14 protein-coding genes are annotated in these 15856 nt (G+C 41.4%); 10 read left to right on the top strand and 4 right to left on the bottom strand.

From position 1 onward, the window contains the following. Positions 1 to 117 precede the first annotated feature (117 nt). From J4861_RS07445 to J4861_RS07410, 8 genes are all read left to right on the top strand, one after another. Positions 118 to 324, top strand: a complete 207-nt coding sequence (locus J4861_RS07445; RefSeq protein ID WP_211817465.1) for a hypothetical protein — start codon at positions 118 to 120, stop codon at positions 322 to 324. Positions 325 to 357: 33 nt separating this feature from the next. Next, positions 358 to 1965, top strand: coding sequence for a hypothetical protein (locus tag J4861_RS07440; protein WP_211817464.1), 1608 nt, complete (start codon positions 358 to 360; stop codon positions 1963 to 1965). 417 nt (positions 1966 to 2382) lie between these two features. Further along, positions 2383 to 2832: an HU family DNA-binding protein gene (locus J4861_RS07435; RefSeq protein ID WP_211817463.1), complete on the top strand. Its 450-nt coding sequence runs from the start codon at positions 2383 to 2385 to the stop codon at positions 2830 to 2832. Positions 2833 to 3289: 457 nt separating this feature from the next. After that, positions 3290 to 4201 carry a glycosyltransferase family protein gene (locus J4861_RS07430; protein WP_211817462.1) on the top strand — a complete coding sequence of 304 codons (912 nt, stop codon included), beginning with the start codon at positions 3290 to 3292 and terminating at the stop codon, positions 4199 to 4201. A gap of 158 nt (positions 4202 to 4359) precedes the next feature. After that, complete coding sequence (locus tag J4861_RS07425) at positions 4360 to 5397, top strand: DHH family phosphoesterase (RefSeq protein ID WP_211817461.1); 1038 nt, start codon at positions 4360 to 4362, stop codon at positions 5395 to 5397. Between the two features lie 82 nt (positions 5398 to 5479). Continuing rightward, positions 5480 to 5989, top strand: a complete 510-nt coding sequence (locus tag J4861_RS07420; RefSeq protein ID WP_211817460.1) for a nitroreductase family protein — start codon at positions 5480 to 5482, stop codon at positions 5987 to 5989. A 296-nt stretch (positions 5990 to 6285) separates the two neighbouring features. Then, positions 6286 to 6663: a YccF domain-containing protein gene (locus J4861_RS07415; protein ID WP_211817459.1), complete on the top strand. Its 378-nt coding sequence runs from the start codon at positions 6286 to 6288 to the stop codon at positions 6661 to 6663. A gap of 113 nt (positions 6664 to 6776) precedes the next feature. Continuing rightward, positions 6777 to 7442, top strand: coding sequence for a hypothetical protein (locus J4861_RS07410; RefSeq protein WP_211817458.1), 666 nt, complete (start codon positions 6777 to 6779; stop codon positions 7440 to 7442). Positions 7443 to 7506: 64 nt separating this feature from the next. Here J4861_RS07410 and J4861_RS07405 read toward each other — a convergent pair whose 3' ends face one another. Next, a complete protein-coding gene (locus J4861_RS07405; protein ID WP_211817457.1) occupies positions 7507 to 7911 on the bottom strand; it encodes a hypothetical protein in 405 nt (134 codons plus the stop codon). A gap of 152 nt (positions 7912 to 8063) precedes the next feature. Here J4861_RS07405 and uvrA point away from each other — a divergent pair, with 152 nt between their 5' ends. Both uvrA and J4861_RS07395 read left to right on the top strand, forming a co-directional pair. Continuing rightward, positions 8064 to 10940 (top strand): excinuclease ABC subunit UvrA, encoded by a 2877-nt coding sequence (gene uvrA, locus J4861_RS07400; RefSeq protein ID WP_211817456.1) that lies wholly within the window; start codon positions 8064 to 8066, stop codon positions 10938 to 10940. 2 nt (positions 10941 to 10942) lie between these two features. Next, positions 10943 to 11329, top strand: a complete 387-nt coding sequence (locus J4861_RS07395; RefSeq protein WP_211805845.1) for a VOC family protein — start codon at positions 10943 to 10945, stop codon at positions 11327 to 11329. A gap of 696 nt (positions 11330 to 12025) precedes the next feature. Here J4861_RS07395 and J4861_RS07390 read toward each other — a convergent pair. Genes J4861_RS07390 through J4861_RS07380 form a run of 3 tightly spaced genes read right to left on the bottom strand, consistent with a single transcriptional unit; the run spans position 12026 to position 15755 of the window. Continuing rightward, positions 12026 to 13579 (bottom strand): peptide MFS transporter, encoded by a 1554-nt coding sequence (locus J4861_RS07390; protein WP_211817455.1) that lies wholly within the window; start codon positions 13577 to 13579, stop codon positions 12026 to 12028. 8 nt (positions 13580 to 13587) lie between these two features. Beyond that, positions 13588 to 14337: a porin family protein gene (locus J4861_RS07385; RefSeq protein WP_211817454.1), complete on the bottom strand. Its 750-nt coding sequence runs from the start codon at positions 14335 to 14337 to the stop codon at positions 13588 to 13590. 26 nt (positions 14338 to 14363) lie between these two features. Continuing rightward, positions 14364 to 15755 carry an amino acid ABC transporter substrate-binding protein gene (locus tag J4861_RS07380; RefSeq protein ID WP_211817453.1) on the bottom strand — a complete coding sequence of 464 codons (1392 nt, stop codon included), beginning with the start codon at positions 15753 to 15755 and terminating at the stop codon, positions 14364 to 14366. Positions 15756 to 15856 lie beyond the last annotated feature (101 nt).

The raw sequence follows: 15856 nt of genomic DNA, 5'->3' as shown, positions 1-15856 counted from the left end.
AACCCCTGTAAACAAAGGACTTTTCGGAGTTTCCTTTGTTCGCTTTTTTGTGTCCCTACATAAACGAAATAAGAAGAAATTAAGCACGAAATAATAACTATTTTAATTGATAAAACAATGGAGAAAAAGAAACAAAAGAAGAACTATTCTGCACCAAAGTGTGAAATAGTTCAGGTAAACGAAACCACTTATTTGATGGATACGTCCTTCCCCAGTCAGCACAAAAAGGCAAACCATGCTACTGGGCCATCTGCTGCTGCTAAAGCAAGTCAATGGAATGTGGAAGACTTTGAAGATGAAAACACATCTTCATGGGAAGACTAACAGAGAGTTATTAACAAAGAGAACAAAGTAACAATGAAGAAAACAATGAAACGACATTCATTCACATTACAACTAAAGTCCTTGGCACTTGTATTTGGTATAGCCTTGGCTTTTACATCCTGCGCTAATGAGGATGTGGCACAGAACCCAACGAACCCCAATGAGGATAACGACAAGAACCTAACGACTTTCGTAGCAGGTGACGAGACAAAGACCCGCACATCATTAGATTATAATAGCAGTGATTTCTCTTGGGAAGCTGGCGACTATATCTACGTAAAGGATGATAATAACGTATTGCAGAAGAGTAGCAATGCCCCAACCAGTAAGGTAGCTTCTTTTAAGTATAAAGTACCGGGCAAGTTTACAGCACACACGAGTTATAAGGTTTATTACTTGGGTAAGAATAGTAACGGCAGCCAAGTAACGATTTCTACTGCTCAAACACAAACAAAGCCAGACAACACCGAGCATTTCGGCACCGCCGGCGATTACGGTACTGCTACAGCAAATAAGGTAACGGGCAAGCAACAGTTTGAGTTCGTGTTAGAGCATCAGCCAGCTTACTTAGTTTTCCAGCCTTACACAAGTAACACAATTCTGCATAACTGTTACCTAACTAAGGTAGAGGTAAGTTCTGACAATGATATTGCAGAGAAATACACCGTCAATACGACAACAGGTGCTTTGGTCGCTTCCACAGTAACAAACGGAGACAAGATAGTCTTAACCACAAGCGGTAGCAGCAGCAACCCTAACGGCTTCCCACTGACTAACAGCGCAGCTAACGTAACTACTAACGGTGCATACATGGTGATTAAGCCAGGCACTCATACCTTAAAAGTACGTTATTGGGTAAAAGACGTAGCAACCAACGTTGAGGGTACTATTACAAAGACGCTTCCTGCCACCGCTTACGCTTCTAACACGTACTACGATATGACTGCATCGCTTGACGTAAAGAATTACGACGGCGACCATTACTACATGTGGGATGCGCAGCAGCAATATTGGTATGGTTACGAATGGACAAGGCACTTGTCAGGAAACACAGGTCAGCCAACACTAAACTACAACAGCTCCCCAAATTACCCTCAGAGTAACAGTGATGTGTCTCGTTGGTATAACGAGGGCGGTGGTTCTGGTAGATTTGATGCTACCCACATCTCATTTTACAACGTACCAAATGCCAACGAGATGTCTTGGTATTGCGTGTACGGCGATCCACGTTGGGACGCAGACGAGTTATGGACAACTATGGGTCATTTATATAAAGGTGGCATGTGGTTTAAGAAGAAGTCTGTACTACTGGCAGAGGGTAATTACGATACAGAGAAATCTGCTGATAATACAACTGACTTACGTACAACATACAGGTATTATAACAACACTAACAGTAGTATCAACAACGCAGGCCTCCCATCTGCATCCGATGCAAACAAATATTTCTACCTGCCCGCCTTGGGTTCCTACAACTCTGGTCTGCTGACCAACGTTGGCAGCAGCGGCAACTATTGGTCGTCGAGTGCTTACCCATGGGTTAGTAACTTCGCGTACGGCCTGGCCTTCGGCAGTGGTTACGTCAACGTGAACAACAACTACTACCGCTACAACGGGTTCAGGGCAGAGGCGTTTCAGTAGTCCTAAAAGCCCCACCCCGACCCTCCCCAAACCAACGGTCACTGACCTAAGGGAAGTAAAGGGGGAGGGAGCCTAATGGGATAAAGGAGGATAAGAGATAAGAGAAAATCTAACCCGTTGCAAGAAAATTTCTAACGTGTTATAAATTTACGGGGAACGTGTTAGCGAGAAATTTCTAACAGGTTAGAAATTTTCTTCCGACCCGTTAGAATTTTTACTCTGACCTAATATGCGTTTTAAGCCTCCGCATCGTGCGGGTTTTCCAAGCTTTGCGGAGGTTTTTATTTCTTTTGAATAGTGAATAAAAACGCTTTTACTTAAGCTAATGATGCTCGGTATAAGAAACGAAACTAATGAAAGACGTGTTGCTGCAAAGTGCAGCATAAGTAAATAATAACTAATAAAATCTTAAACACAATGAAAATCAAATTGATTGAAAGAAGAAAACCAGGCACCAAGACAGGTCCTGGAAAGTTTTATGCAAGTCCTGTAAACGTGGGTAAGAAGACGCTGTGGGATATTGCACATGACATTGCGGGGCGTTCTTCGCTGACCCGTGGTGACATTGAAAACGTGCTGGCGAACTTTATGGATTGTCTGCCTCATTATCTCCGTGATGGCTTTAGCGTGCAGTTAGGAGAATTTGGCACAATGCGCCTAACACTGTCAAGCGAGGGAGCTGCAACGGAAAAGGCTTTTAAGACCGAGACGATTAAGCCGCGCGTGGTCTTTACGCCAGGAAGAGAATTGAAAAGTGAGCTGTCTGTAAACTCTTACGAATCGGTGAGAAAGACAGAAGAGGCAGGGAAAGATAAGAAGAAAAAGGAAAAGAAAGAAGAAAATGGACCTGTACCAGACACCGTATAAATCTCACAGAACGCGAAAGTATTTATACGCTTAATTGAAAAGAACAGAATTGAAAACAAACTTGGTTTTGAAAGATTCTGAATTAATGATTTTTTTCATGTTTTTGAGATATGCCCTTGATGTGATATCAATAGCAATACTTTTTAATTTATTAATTTAATTTTCGTTTTCTTGCCCCTGTCACCACTCTTGGTGTTAAGGGGCAAGTTTTTTTGCGTTCCTCTATTTCAACATCCTTATACGAGGTATCTCGGTAACCGTGTCTCTTGCTGTGGAAAAGAGGGCAAAGAGAGGTCTCACCTCTGATATAGATGAAAATAGACAGAATGGCAGGATATACAGAAACCTCAACAAACTTAACTCTCATAATTCATAACATAAAATAATTATATATCCCATATTTTTCTTACCTTTGCAATCAGAACATAATATATAATTTAACGATATAAAAAAGAAAATGAAACCTACGTTATTACTCCTTGCGGCAGGTATGGGAAGCCGCTACGGCGGGCTAAAGCAGCTCGACGAATTGGGTCCTAATGGCGAGACCATTATGGACTACTCTATCTATGATGCAATCCAAGCAGGATTTGGTAAGATTGTTTTTGTTATCCGTAAGGATTTCGAGGAGCAGTTCCGCAGCCAGGTTCTCTCAAAGTATGAGGGTCATATCCCTGCAGAACTTGTTTTCCAGAGTATCGATGCATTGCCAGAAGGATTCTCTGTACCAGAAGGTCGTGAGAAGCCATGGGGCACCAACCATGCGGTATTGATGGCAAAGGATGTTATCAAAGAGCCTTTCTGCGTTATCAACTGTGACGACTTCTATAATCGTGATTGCTTCAAGGTTATCGGTAAGTTCCTTGCCGACCTCCCAGAAGGTGCAAGAGATAAGTATGCAATGGTTGGTTTCCGCGTAGGTAACACACTGAGCGAGAATGGTACTGTTGCTCGTGGTATCTGCTCTACCGATGCAGAAGGACACTTGACAACTGTTGTTGAGCGTACAGAGATTGAGCGTCGCGATGGCGAAATCAAGTATAAAGACGACAATGGCGAGTGGGTTGCTGTAGGTGAGAACACTCCAGTATCTATGAATGTATGGGGCTTCACACCAGACTACTTCGAGTACAGCGAGGCATACTTCAAGGAGTTCCTCTCTGATCCAAAGAACATGGAGAATAAGAAGTCTGAATACTTCATCCCATTGATGGTAAACAAGCTCATCAACGATGGTACATCTACCGTGAAGGTGCTTGACACTACCAGCAAGTGGTTTGGCGTAACATACGCTGCCGATCGTCAGAGCGTGGTTGAAAAGATTCAGTCACTGGTTGACGATGGAACCTATCCAGCTAAATTGTTCTAATTCATAACCCTGCCTGGGTACTATCTCCGCATACATTCTTCGGTATATCAAGATGTAAGACGGGTATCCAGGCAGGGCTTTTTATTTCTCTCATCTCTACACACATCGGGTATAACACCCAAACACCTTTCAAACACACACCAAAGCTTACAGCTATAATGGAATTAAACCTACTAAATCAAGAAGAGATTGCAACACTTCGCAATCTTCTTTCCAATGCAACAAACATAGTAATCTGTGCGCATAAGTCACCAGATGGTGACGCAACAGGTTCGTCACTGGCATGGATGCATTACCTAAACCAGATTGGTAAGACCAACGTTAAGGTGTGTATGCCTGACGCTACACCAGACTTCCTGCATTGGCTTCCAGGCCATAATTCCGTTATTCGTTATGACAGACGACCAAAGGAGGTTGAGAAGGCGTTTAAGGAAGCAGATCTTGTTTGCTGTCTTGACTTCAACCAAAACTCACGTGTAGATGCAATGCAAGAAGTTTTGGAGTCTTCCACAGCCCCTCGCCTACTCATCGACCACCACTTAGAACCTGAAACAAACAACGCATTGACAGTCTCACATCCAGAAATGTCAAGTACATGTGAGATTGTCTTCCGTCTGATTAGTCAGTTAGATGGCTACGAGAAGATGACAACCCAATGTGCGTCCTGCATTTATTGTGGTATGATGACCGACACAGGTGGCTTCACCTATAATTCGTCACGCCCAGAGATATTCTATATTATCGGTCAACTTCTTGCAAAGAACATTGATAAGGACGAGATTTATAACCGTGTATTCCATAACTACTCTACCAATGCCCTCCGCCTCCGTGCACACATCATCCTCAACAAGATGAAGGTGATTGAGGAGTTGCACGCATCCTATTATACCGTAACAAAAGAAGAGATGACACAGTTCCATTTCATCAAGGGTGACATGGAGGGACTTGTTAATATTCCACAGCAGATTAAAGGACTCAAACTAAGTATCTCATTGCGAGAAGATACAGAGAAACCTAAGACTGTACTCGTGAGTCTTCGTTCTTGCAATGGCTTCCACTGTCAACCTATGGCAGGAAAATTCTTCAATGGTGGCGGTCATGCTGACGCATCAGGTGGAAGACTAAATTGCACCATCGAGGAAGCGGAACAGATTGCCATTAAGGCGATACTATATTATAAAGAGGAATTACAATAAGTAAAATCCTTTATAGTGAAAGAATAAACAACAAAATACTTCATGGCTAAATCCACATTGGAAAGCTTATATTTATCAGGTTATGAACATATTAGAACTATCTAAAAAGCGCTTTTCTGTACGTAAGTATAGTGACACCCCGGTATCAGAAGAGGACTTACAATATATCCTTGAGGTGACACGTATGGCACCATCGGCTGTCAACAAACAGCCATGGAAATTTGTAGTTGTGAAGTCGGATGAGGCGCGCAAGCAGCTACAAGAATGCTACGACCGTGAATGGTTCAAGTCGGCACCGCTCTACATCATTTGTATGCGTGAGGTTGACAATAACTGGATACGCCAAGAAGACAACAAGCAGCATGGCGATATTGATGTTGCCATTGCTACTGAACATCTTTGCTTGGCTGCAACAGAGCGAGGCTTAGGTAGTTGTTGGGTATGTAACTTTAATGTAGCCAAACTGAAAGAGACCTTTCCATATAAAGGTTTTGAACCTATTGCCATCATTCCTATTGGACATATCGCTGATAATTGTCCATTGAATGAAAAGAAAAGGAAGGCATTAGAAGAAATAACAGACTTCATATAATCCTTATAAACGATTTCTGTTGTCTATTGAACATAAGCTGCATAGATTAGTTATTAGCATCTTATTCATATAATGTAACGACCATAACGGATCATTCTCCTTACTTTTAGCTGATGTGCTGAGGCTCCGCACCAATGGTGCTAATGGTTCGCACCAATAGTGTTGACGCTCTATACAACTCAATATGACACCTGCATGAAAGTAAGATGCTATTAAATTCTGGTTTAAAACTTAGCTTATAACATTCAAGCAGAGGGAACATCTACATATTAACATCTTAATTCAACAATCAATTTATGCGTATTCTTGGAAACATTATTTGGTGGATATTTGGCGGATTAGAGGCTGCTATCGGTTATTTTACAGGTAGTTTAGCACTTGCCATCACCATTATCGGCATACCAGCTGCAGTACAAACGTTCAAGCTCGGACTCTTGTGCCTATGGCCTTTTGGTGCAGAAGTGAGAGAAGGAGAAAGTCTTTCAGGCTGTATCACCATTCCACTCAATATCATTTGGATTATCTTTGGTGGTTTATGGGCATGCTTAACCCACATTCTCTTTGGTATCCTCCTTGCCATTACGATTATAGGTATTCCATTTGCCAAGCAACACTTCAAAATGGCTGGACTATCCCTTGCACCTTTTGGCAAAGATGTTGAGCTTCACCTTTAATCCAAAGACAAGAAATAAAAGCATTTGATAATCATTTGAATTAAATTCTTTTAATTCCTTGGTAGAACTATTAAAAGTCAGTATCTTTGGCAAAAACAAAGGAGAAAAAGCCCATGATTACGCAAGACAACTTCAACCAGGAATACGCTGACCCTATAGAGGAGCAGCAGATACGCCATTTCGTGTGCATCGAAATGGGGCGACAGATACATAGATACATTAAAGCCATGCACGGCAGCAAACAACAGATGCTACGCTTTGAGGAGCATCTGAAAGACCTACCGATGAAGGAAAAGGAGGCTGCTATTGCACGATACATCGACTTGAACCGCAAGGTTATCAAAGGATTAGACATGAAGATTGTCTTAGCTCGTGCTATGGCAAACTACTCTGACACCTTCGATTACCTCGTAACATTGGTCAACGATAAACGAAAGATGGTGAAGTATCTGAACCTTATACGTGAGATTTACATTCAGTATCATGAGGTTATCGAACGAAAAGGAAAGTTTGGTATTCTCGATCACAGAGGGCGTACACTCGTTGAACCGAAGTATGAGTTCCTTCGTACTTGTTATGTCTATGTTGATGACTTACGAACAATGCCGCTCATAGCCCAATTAGATGGTAAACTTGGCTTGATACTTCCTGACGGTAAGGATACTATTATTGCACCTTTCATTTATGACAGTATATCGCTAAGAGATGAACCACCTTATTTCGAAGCAAAGAAAGGAAATAAAAAGATTCTGCTTAACACTGATGGTGAAGAGCAATAAAACAAAAAAGAGTTGTAACTGCCAAAGCGGTTACAGCTCTTTTAATATTACAATATAATACGATTTAAATCTTCTTCAGCAAAGCAGCCAAACCTTCAAGCTGTTCCTGCCACATAGTAATCTTACTATTCACCTTGTCAAGATCAACACCCTGATTCAGTTCTGGTGAATCACGCTGCTGCTGCAACAAACTGATATACTGATTTACAAGTGCTATCTTAGCCTTGACAGTCTTCTTCTTTGGATAGCCGCGCTTCTCAACCTCACGCTGGTACTGCTCAGATATTGCATTAATCTGACGACCACACTCTTCATACTGGCTCAACCATTGCTGGTAAGCTGCGCTATTCTGCTTGTTTTCAAACTGTGTAATGCTTGCAGATTCGCCTATCTGCTCGTATGAGCTTTGTGCCATACCCATCATTGGAAGGGCCAACAAAGCAATAACTAATAATTTCTTAACTCTCATAATTGTGTTCTTTTAAAATCAAATATCGCGTGCAAATATAAAGTAAATATCAGAAAGAACCAAAGTTTTTTTGTAATTTTGCATTTTGCGATTAATCCTTTAAATCTCTTTTAAGAGTATATAAGGATAAATGTAGAATAAAGTTGGAAAATATGAATAAATATATTGAGGTAAAAGGAGCTAAGGTTAACAACCTAAAAAATATAGATGTAAAAATCCCTCAAGGTAAGTTTGTTGCCATTACTGGCGTATCAGGTTCGGGCAAGTCATCGCTTGCTTTCGACACACTCTACGCTGAAGGACAACGCCGATATGTGGAAAGTCTTTCTGCTTATGCCCGTCAGTTCTTAGGCAGAATGTCTAAACCTGAGGTCGATTTCATCAAAGGACTCCCTCCTGCTATTGCTATTGAGCAAAAGGTTATATCACGTAACCCACGTTCAACAGTGGGCACTTCTACCGAAATATACGAATATCTCCGTCTTCTCTATGCCCGCATTGGTAGGACATTCAGCCCTATCTCTGGCGAAGAAGTGAAGCATCACTCTGTTGAAGACGTCATTGAGAAAGTCATGTCCTACTCAGAAGGGACCAAGTTCTGTATCCTTGCCCCACTCCACATTGTTGAAGGACGAAGCGTACAGAACCAACTTGAGATGGAGATGCAGGAAGGTTATGCACGTATCTATGTAGATAACGACTTTATCCGTATAGAAGATTGGCTTGAACAAAACCCTGCTGATGATGACAATAAAAGCACGGCAAAGGACAAAGCAAAGAATATCTATCTCGTTATTGACCGTCTCTCAGTTGACAATTCCAAAGATACACTGACCCGACTCACCGACTCTTGCGAGACCGCTTTCTATGAGGGCGACGGCAACATGCAGTTAATGATTCTGCCAGCCAAGCTTACTTACGATTTCTCTACACGCTTTGAAGCAGACGGCATACGCTTTGAAGAACCGAACGATAATATGTTTTCGTTCAATTCTCCCCTCGGTGCCTGTCCTACTTGTGAAGGTTTTGGTCGTGTCATCGGAATAGATGAGAAGTTGGTTATCCCAGACTCCTCTCTTTCTGTCTATGATGGCTGTGTTCAATGTTGGCATGGAGAGAAGATGGCAACATGGAAAGATGAGTTCTGTAGACGTGCTGCAAAAGACAATTTCCCTATCTTCAAGCCCTATTTTGAGTTGACAAAGGCTGAGAAGGAAAGCCTTTGGAAGGGTCTGCCAAGCGAAAGAAAGAAAGATATCCACGACCGTATCTGTATTGAGACCTTCTTCCAAATGTTGAAGGAAAACCAATACAAGATTCAATACCGTGTCATGCTCAGCCGTTATCGTGGCAAAACTATTTGTCCAGACTGCCACGGTACGAAGTTAAAGAAGGAAGCTACATGGGTGAAGATTGGGGGTATGGCTATCACCGACCTCGTTGATATGCCAATCATCAACCTTAAACAATGGTTCGACAAACTGGAACTAACAGAGCATAAGCAGGAAGTCAGTAAGCGACTGATGACCGAAATAACAAGTCGTTTGCAGTTCCTTTTAGATGTAGGATTAGGCTATCTCACCCTTAACCGCCAATCAAACACACTGAGTGGTGGTGAAAGTCAGCGCATCAACCTCACGACTTCCCTTGGTTCTTCCCTCGTTGGCTCACTCTATATACTTGACGAACCTTCCATTGGTTTGCATAGTCGTGACACCGACCGCCTCATTCACGTACTGAAAGAACTTCAGGCATTAGGAAACACCGTGGTTGTCGTAGAACATGATGAGGAAATTATGCGTGCTGCTGATTACCTGATTGACGTTGGACCAGATGCGGGTAGACTTGGTGGAGAGATTGTATTCGAAGGTAAAGTATCTGATATCAAGCGAATAGAGGGAGATATTAAAGAAAAAAACAATGCTCAATCACAGCAATTATTGGAGCAGTACCCTCGTTCATATACCATTAAATACCTCACAGGAACGGAAGTTATCGAAACACCTACAAGTCGTCGACCATGGAATATGGCGATAGAATTGAAGGGAGCACACATGAATAACCTTAAAGGTGTTGACGTAAAGTTCCCTCTGAATGTCTTTACTGTGGTGACAGGAGTTAGCGGTAGCGGAAAGTCTTCCCTTGTGAAAGGTATTCTCTACCCTGCTCTCAAACGTCATTTGGATGAGGTTGCCGACACCCCTGGCGAATATTCTTCTCTTGGAGGTGACTGGAAGCAGATTAAACACGTGGAGTTTGTAGACCAGAACCCTATCGGTAAGAGTACACGCTCTAACCCCGCTACTTACGTGAAGGCATACGATGAAATAAGAAAGCTATTTGCTGACCAGCAGTTGTCAAAACAGATGGGCTTCACACCACAGTATTTCTCATTTAATACTGAGGGCGGTCGCTGCGAAGAATGTAAGGGTGCGGGTGTCATCACGGTAGAGATGCAGTTTATGGCAGACCTTGTCTTAGAGTGTGAGGAGTGTCACGGACAACGTTTCAAACGCGAGATTCTTGACGTACAGTTCCAAGGTAAGAATATCAACGACGTCTTGAACATGACTGTCTCTGAGGCTATCCAATTCTTCAGTGAGCACAAACGCAAAGCGATTGTCAACAAACTTAAACCGTTGGAAGATGTCGGATTAGGCTACATCAAACTCGGACAAAACTCTTCTACCCTCTCTGGTGGTGAAAACCAACGTGTAAAACTCGCCTACTTCATTGGACAAGAACAGCAAGAACCAACACTCTTCATCTTTGATGAGCCAACAACGGGTCTACACTTCCATGATATCGATCGTCTACTCCATGCTTTCAATGCGCTCATCGAACGTGGACATACGATATTAGTCATCGAACATAACCTCGATGTCATCAAGTGTGCTGACCATGTCATCGACCTTGGTCCTGATGGTGGTGATAAGGGTGGAAAACTCGTAATAGCTGCTACACCAGAAGATGTGGCTCGCTGCAAAGAAAGCCTGACTGGTAGATACTTAAAAGACAAAATAAAATAATCATGAGAATAGATCACGTTGCTTTATACTGCATAGACCTTGAGGCAGTAAAGCAATTTTTCATGAAGTACTTTAACTGTACATCCAATGAACAATATCATAATCCACGTACAGGGTTAAAGACTTATATCCTCTCCTTCCCTGATAACGGAGCAAAACTGGAGATTATGTCACGCTCGGAAGTAACGGAGCCTTTGAAGGATATCTTCCGAGCTGGATTCATCCATATATCTATTGCTCTTGGAAATAAGGAAGCTGTGAATGCAAAGACTGAAGAATTAAAAGCTGCTCATTACGAGTGTTTCAGCGAACCACGTACCACTGGTGATGGTTTTTACGAGAGTTCTATCATAGGACCAGAAGGACTCATGATAGAATTGACAGTATAGGTTTTTGAGCGGAAAATCGAGCACGAAAACATTTTGAAAAATAATTACACCTCTAAGGTTGTTTATGCCTCAAAATGGAGTTTAAAAGCTTATTTTTCTCGCATTTATAATCATCAATGAATCAAGCTATTACAAAGTTGTGCAAGAAAAGGTGCTTAGTTAGCCTTCAAAAGGGCGTTAGTAACACCTCAAAAGAGCATCTTTTAGAAGCCAATTAGGTGTCTTTTCAAAGCTAAAAGGGCATCTATTAAAATTTAGCATTTGAAAAATACGAACAAAATATAAGTGGATATGTCAACTATATAAGTTATGACATATCCACTTTCTTATAGCATTAGCATTGACTCAAATATTTTATTATTGCTGTCCGGTAAAAATAAACTGAAAGCTCTGTATCTCTTTACTCATCGGTGTTTCAGCCGTTTTACTTATCCAGGGGCTTGGTTTTCGGTTTCAAACTGTAAGCATTATAAAATATGCTTATATTGACAAGGAAAGCCCTATAATAACCAGATAAATTAATGAAATCATAAGTTTAAGTCTATTTTAACTAACGCAGATAACTCCAAAAAAGTTTTATCGGACACCAATAATATTTTATAAAATCCGCCAAGATTCATTTGGTTATTTGACAATGCCCTAAATACTCAAAATCAATTAACTATAATTCCCTTATAAGAGGTCAATCATTTTACATTAAGACTTCGTTACACGCTCCAGCCACTTCACCATACCGAACATAACAGCCATAGAAATGATACATACGATGGCAAATACAAGCCAACAAGTCCAAATTGACCACTTGTTATACATCAATGGACCAATCCAAAGGAAGCCATTACCAACAGCTGTAGCACCTAACCATAAGCCCTGACAAAGTCCCTGAAGATTCTTAGGAGCAACCTTACTTACAAAACTCAGACCCAGTGGAGAGATAAACAACTCAGCAACGGTCAGGAAGAAGTAAGTAAGGATAAGAATCATCGGACCAGCCTTCATCGTTGCACGGACAGCAGGCTCAAGAGAAGTGAACTGCTCAGCTGAAGGATAATTATGAACCAGTGAAAATCCCATTAAGAAAAGATAAGCAAAACCAGCGATACCCATACCATAGGCAATCTTACGAGGTGTAGAAATAGGCTTACCTTTCTTGGTGAAATAGGCAAAAACCCACATAATTAATGGGGTAAGAGAGATTACAAAGAATGGGTTTACTGCCTGCCATATCTCTGGTGCTACAGAATCTGTATTGACGAAATCACGCGCAAAGAAAGAGAGGCTCTGACCATTCTGATGGAATGAAAACCAAAAGAACACACTGATACCCAATACAGCAAAAAGAGCATACATACGCTGCTTAATTTCCTTTGCCATTGACGCCTTCTCCTCCTCAGTATACTCAACATTAACTATCTGCTCCTTCTTGCCTGGCATTGGGAAGAGTTTCTTTGAACTCATGAAGATAATAAGAGAAATGAGCATGGTAACAACACTGGCAATAAAGCTATAATGAACACCAGTATTGAACACATCAAGATAATGAGGACAGAATGATGCCAAATCAGCAGTATTACCACCTACCTTGGTTGCAAGTTCCTGCAAATTATCGAGATTGTCACCAATAGTACCATTGATATATTTATGGCAAAGCTGTGGTAGAGCTGCATCATAAGTTAGACCATTGCGCCCCAACCACCAGCTACGCAATACAGGAGCTATGAATGGAGCTGCCAATGCACCCAAATTAATGAATACATAGAAAATCTGGAAACCTGCATCACGCTGTCCCTGTGCCCATTTCAAACGCTCGGGTGAAACTTTTGCCGCTTTAGTCTCAAAATCATCATACATCTGACCGACGATTGCCTGTAAATTACCTTTAAACAATCCATTACCAACAGCAATCAATACCAAAGCAAAGATAGTGAAAGCAAGCAGATAGGAATTGTTTTCAGGTGTAGCAAGAACTGGGATAGACAACGCCACATACCCCAGTGCCATCACGACAAGACCACTTTCAATAGTACGCTGATAGTTTTGTGTACGGTCAGCAATAACACCACCAACCAAGCTCATGACATAGATTGCTGCCAAAAAAAGTGACGCAATCAGACCCGACGTTTCGTCTGACAGACCGAACTTAGAACACAAGAACAATGCGAGAACCGCATTCATAATGTAGTAACCGAAGCGTTCGCCCATGTTACTGAAGGCTGCTTGAAGCAATCCTTTTGGGTGATTCTTAAACATAGCTTATCTTATTTAGTTTTGATTATGTCAAAAAGGTAGGTAGCCTTAACAACGATGTTACCATAGTTAGACTTACCAAAATAGTCTTTCTTTGAACTTCCATAGATATTACTCAATCCATAGTAGTAACGAGCTTCAAGTAGGAAATGACCTACATGTCGGTTGCTATACTCTAAACCTAAGCCTGCTGCAATACCGTAGTCTAACTTCTTTTCTACTGGCATTGACTCCTGTGCTGTTACTGCATTGCTTCGCCCTGTACCATCAGTTGCAAGGTTAGGAGTGTCATAGTTCTTTGATGTTGACTCTCCAAGGTAGAGTCCTAACTGCGGTCCTGCTTGGAAGAAGAAGTTAAAACCGTTCTGTTCACGCCCCCATGCGAGGTGTGCAAAGACCGGAATCTGAACATAGTTAACAGTGCGTGAATACGCTTCAGCAGCCCCGTTAGAGTTGATAACAGGCTGATCAGTACCCGTCAGTATCTTTTCCTTCCACCCTACTGAGGCGTAATTGATTTCACCATAGATAGAACAGATAGTATTAAAGTACTTCTCGCATACATAACGAACACTCAATCCTCCGGTTACTCCACCATGCATAGATTGTCTTACACTCGGAGTGAAGCCCACATTAGAGAGTACGTAACCACCATTTACACCAATAGCAAAGTCGTTACGATGGTCTCCTATCTGCGCTGCAGCAGTCAACGGCAGCGCAAGTAGGATAACAACTAATAATCTTGAGATTCTATTCTTCATCTTTGAATAAGGTTCTCTACAACAGTTTAATAGACAAGATTCTCCATTGTCTGGTCTGTCTTGAAGTGAACCAGCTGGAAGTTATCATTGATATATCCGCTCTGTCCTACACGAACAAAGTCATAACGTGTCTGCAATGGACGATACTTAACCTCGGCAGCAGTACCCTTAAAGTTCTTTCCATTAGCCTTCAAGCCACGTACAAAGAACTCTGCTTGGTCATAGCCAGTGATTGCCATACGTGGAATATACTGTCTTGACATAGGTTCACCATACTGCTCTGTATACTTTGCTTCGAGCTCCTTAGTCTTATCCGCTGCCTTATTATAATAATAGGTAGATGGGATATAAGTGTTATACTTGAAGTATTGATCAAGATAATAATCCTGATAAACAAACCACTGGTTGTAACCATAAAGGCTAATCGCAATGCTAGGACGCGCTTTCTTCAGCTGAGCCAGTTTGTTAAAGACCTCATTCAACTGTGGACTTTTCTCTGAATTAAGAATCACAACATTAGGACGAGTAGCATCAAAATGCTTAGAAAAGTCTGCATTAGATGACTTTAAACTTGTGAGATTATACTTGATTTTCTGTAAATCGAGTTGCTTTCTCAAGCTTGTTGTGAACTCACCCACCTGACTTGTCTCATCCTTACAATTAATAAAGATTGGATGATGTGACTTCTGGAAACGCTCTAAGAAAGATGCTATCGCCTTATTTGTTAACGAAGCCTCCGTCTGATATACTTGGAAAATATTAGGATTTGTCTCTACATCATTGCCTGATATAGAGAAAGGAATAACGAGTTTAATATCGTACGCACGGCAGAAGTCCGCCAATGGTTTTACCTGTTCAGAATAAAGAGGGCCAAAGATAATATCTAACTTTGAAGCATTTGGCTCAAGTAAGGTATTGCGGATATCAGCACCCTTAGGCACATTCCAAGCGTGAACCTCTGTAGTAATTCCCTCACTCTTCAATTGATTAAGCGCCAATAAGATACCACGATAGTATTCAACCATACGCTTTCCATCTCCATCTTGATTATGCAAAGGAAGCATAACACCAACTCGGATAGCATTAACAGCCTTTACAGGAGCCTGAGCAACAGTAGACTTTGCAGCAGCTTTCTTGTCCGTCTTACCTTTCACAGAACCATCTGGAAGGAAATCGCCCTCCTTTGAATATGGTACAAAGATTAAATCACCTTTCTTCAGTTCATAACCAGCCTGCTTCATTGCAGGGTTTGCATCAAGAAGTTGGGGAATTGTAACACCATATTCTTTAGCAATACCAAAGATAGTTTCCTTACGTTTCACCTTATGTTGATCACGCCATTGAACACTTTGAGCCAACACGCTATAACTAAAAGTCATAGCCAAAAATAGCATAAGATATTTTAAATAATTTCTCATAAACATACTTTTGTTTTCAATCAGTAACAAATTACAACTGCAAATATACAAAAGAAATCTGTAATCAAAAGATGTAGAATGATAAAAAACACAAAAACACT

It is taken from the genome of Prevotella melaninogenica (genome assembly GCF_018127925.1).
Lineage (GTDB): Bacteria > Bacteroidota > Bacteroidia > Bacteroidales > Bacteroidaceae > Prevotella > Prevotella melaninogenica_C.
This window is presented reverse-complemented; position numbering and strand designations above follow the sequence as displayed.

Coding starts and splice junctions, on each gene's coding strand:
- J4861_RS07395 (WP_211805845.1), top strand. CDS start 10,943: ATGAGAATAGATCACGTTGCTTTATACTGCATAGACCTTGAGGCAGTA.
- J4861_RS07385 (WP_211817454.1), bottom strand. CDS start 14,337: ATGAAGAATAGAATCTCAAGATTATTAGTTGTTATCCTACTTGCGCTG.
- J4861_RS07430 (WP_211817462.1), top strand. CDS start 3,290: ATGAAACCTACGTTATTACTCCTTGCGGCAGGTATGGGAAGCCGCTAC.
- J4861_RS07410 (WP_211817458.1), top strand. CDS start 6,777: ATGATTACGCAAGACAACTTCAACCAGGAATACGCTGACCCTATAGAG.
- J4861_RS07390 (WP_211817455.1), bottom strand. CDS start 13,579: ATGTTTAAGAATCACCCAAAAGGATTGCTTCAAGCAGCCTTCAGTAAC.
- J4861_RS07445 (WP_211817465.1), top strand. CDS start 118: ATGGAGAAAAAGAAACAAAAGAAGAACTATTCTGCACCAAAGTGTGAA.
- J4861_RS07440 (WP_211817464.1), top strand. CDS start 358: ATGAAGAAAACAATGAAACGACATTCATTCACATTACAACTAAAGTCC.
- J4861_RS07425 (WP_211817461.1), top strand. CDS start 4,360: ATGGAATTAAACCTACTAAATCAAGAAGAGATTGCAACACTTCGCAAT.
- J4861_RS07420 (WP_211817460.1), top strand. CDS start 5,480: ATGAACATATTAGAACTATCTAAAAAGCGCTTTTCTGTACGTAAGTAT.
- J4861_RS07405 (WP_211817457.1), bottom strand. CDS start 7,911: ATGAGAGTTAAGAAATTATTAGTTATTGCTTTGTTGGCCCTTCCAATG.
- uvrA (WP_211817456.1), top strand. CDS start 8,064: ATGAATAAATATATTGAGGTAAAAGGAGCTAAGGTTAACAACCTAAAA.
- J4861_RS07415 (WP_211817459.1), top strand. CDS start 6,286: ATGCGTATTCTTGGAAACATTATTTGGTGGATATTTGGCGGATTAGAG.
- J4861_RS07380 (WP_211817453.1), bottom strand. CDS start 15,755: ATGAGAAATTATTTAAAATATCTTATGCTATTTTTGGCTATGACTTTT.
- J4861_RS07435 (WP_211817463.1), top strand. CDS start 2,383: ATGAAAATCAAATTGATTGAAAGAAGAAAACCAGGCACCAAGACAGGT.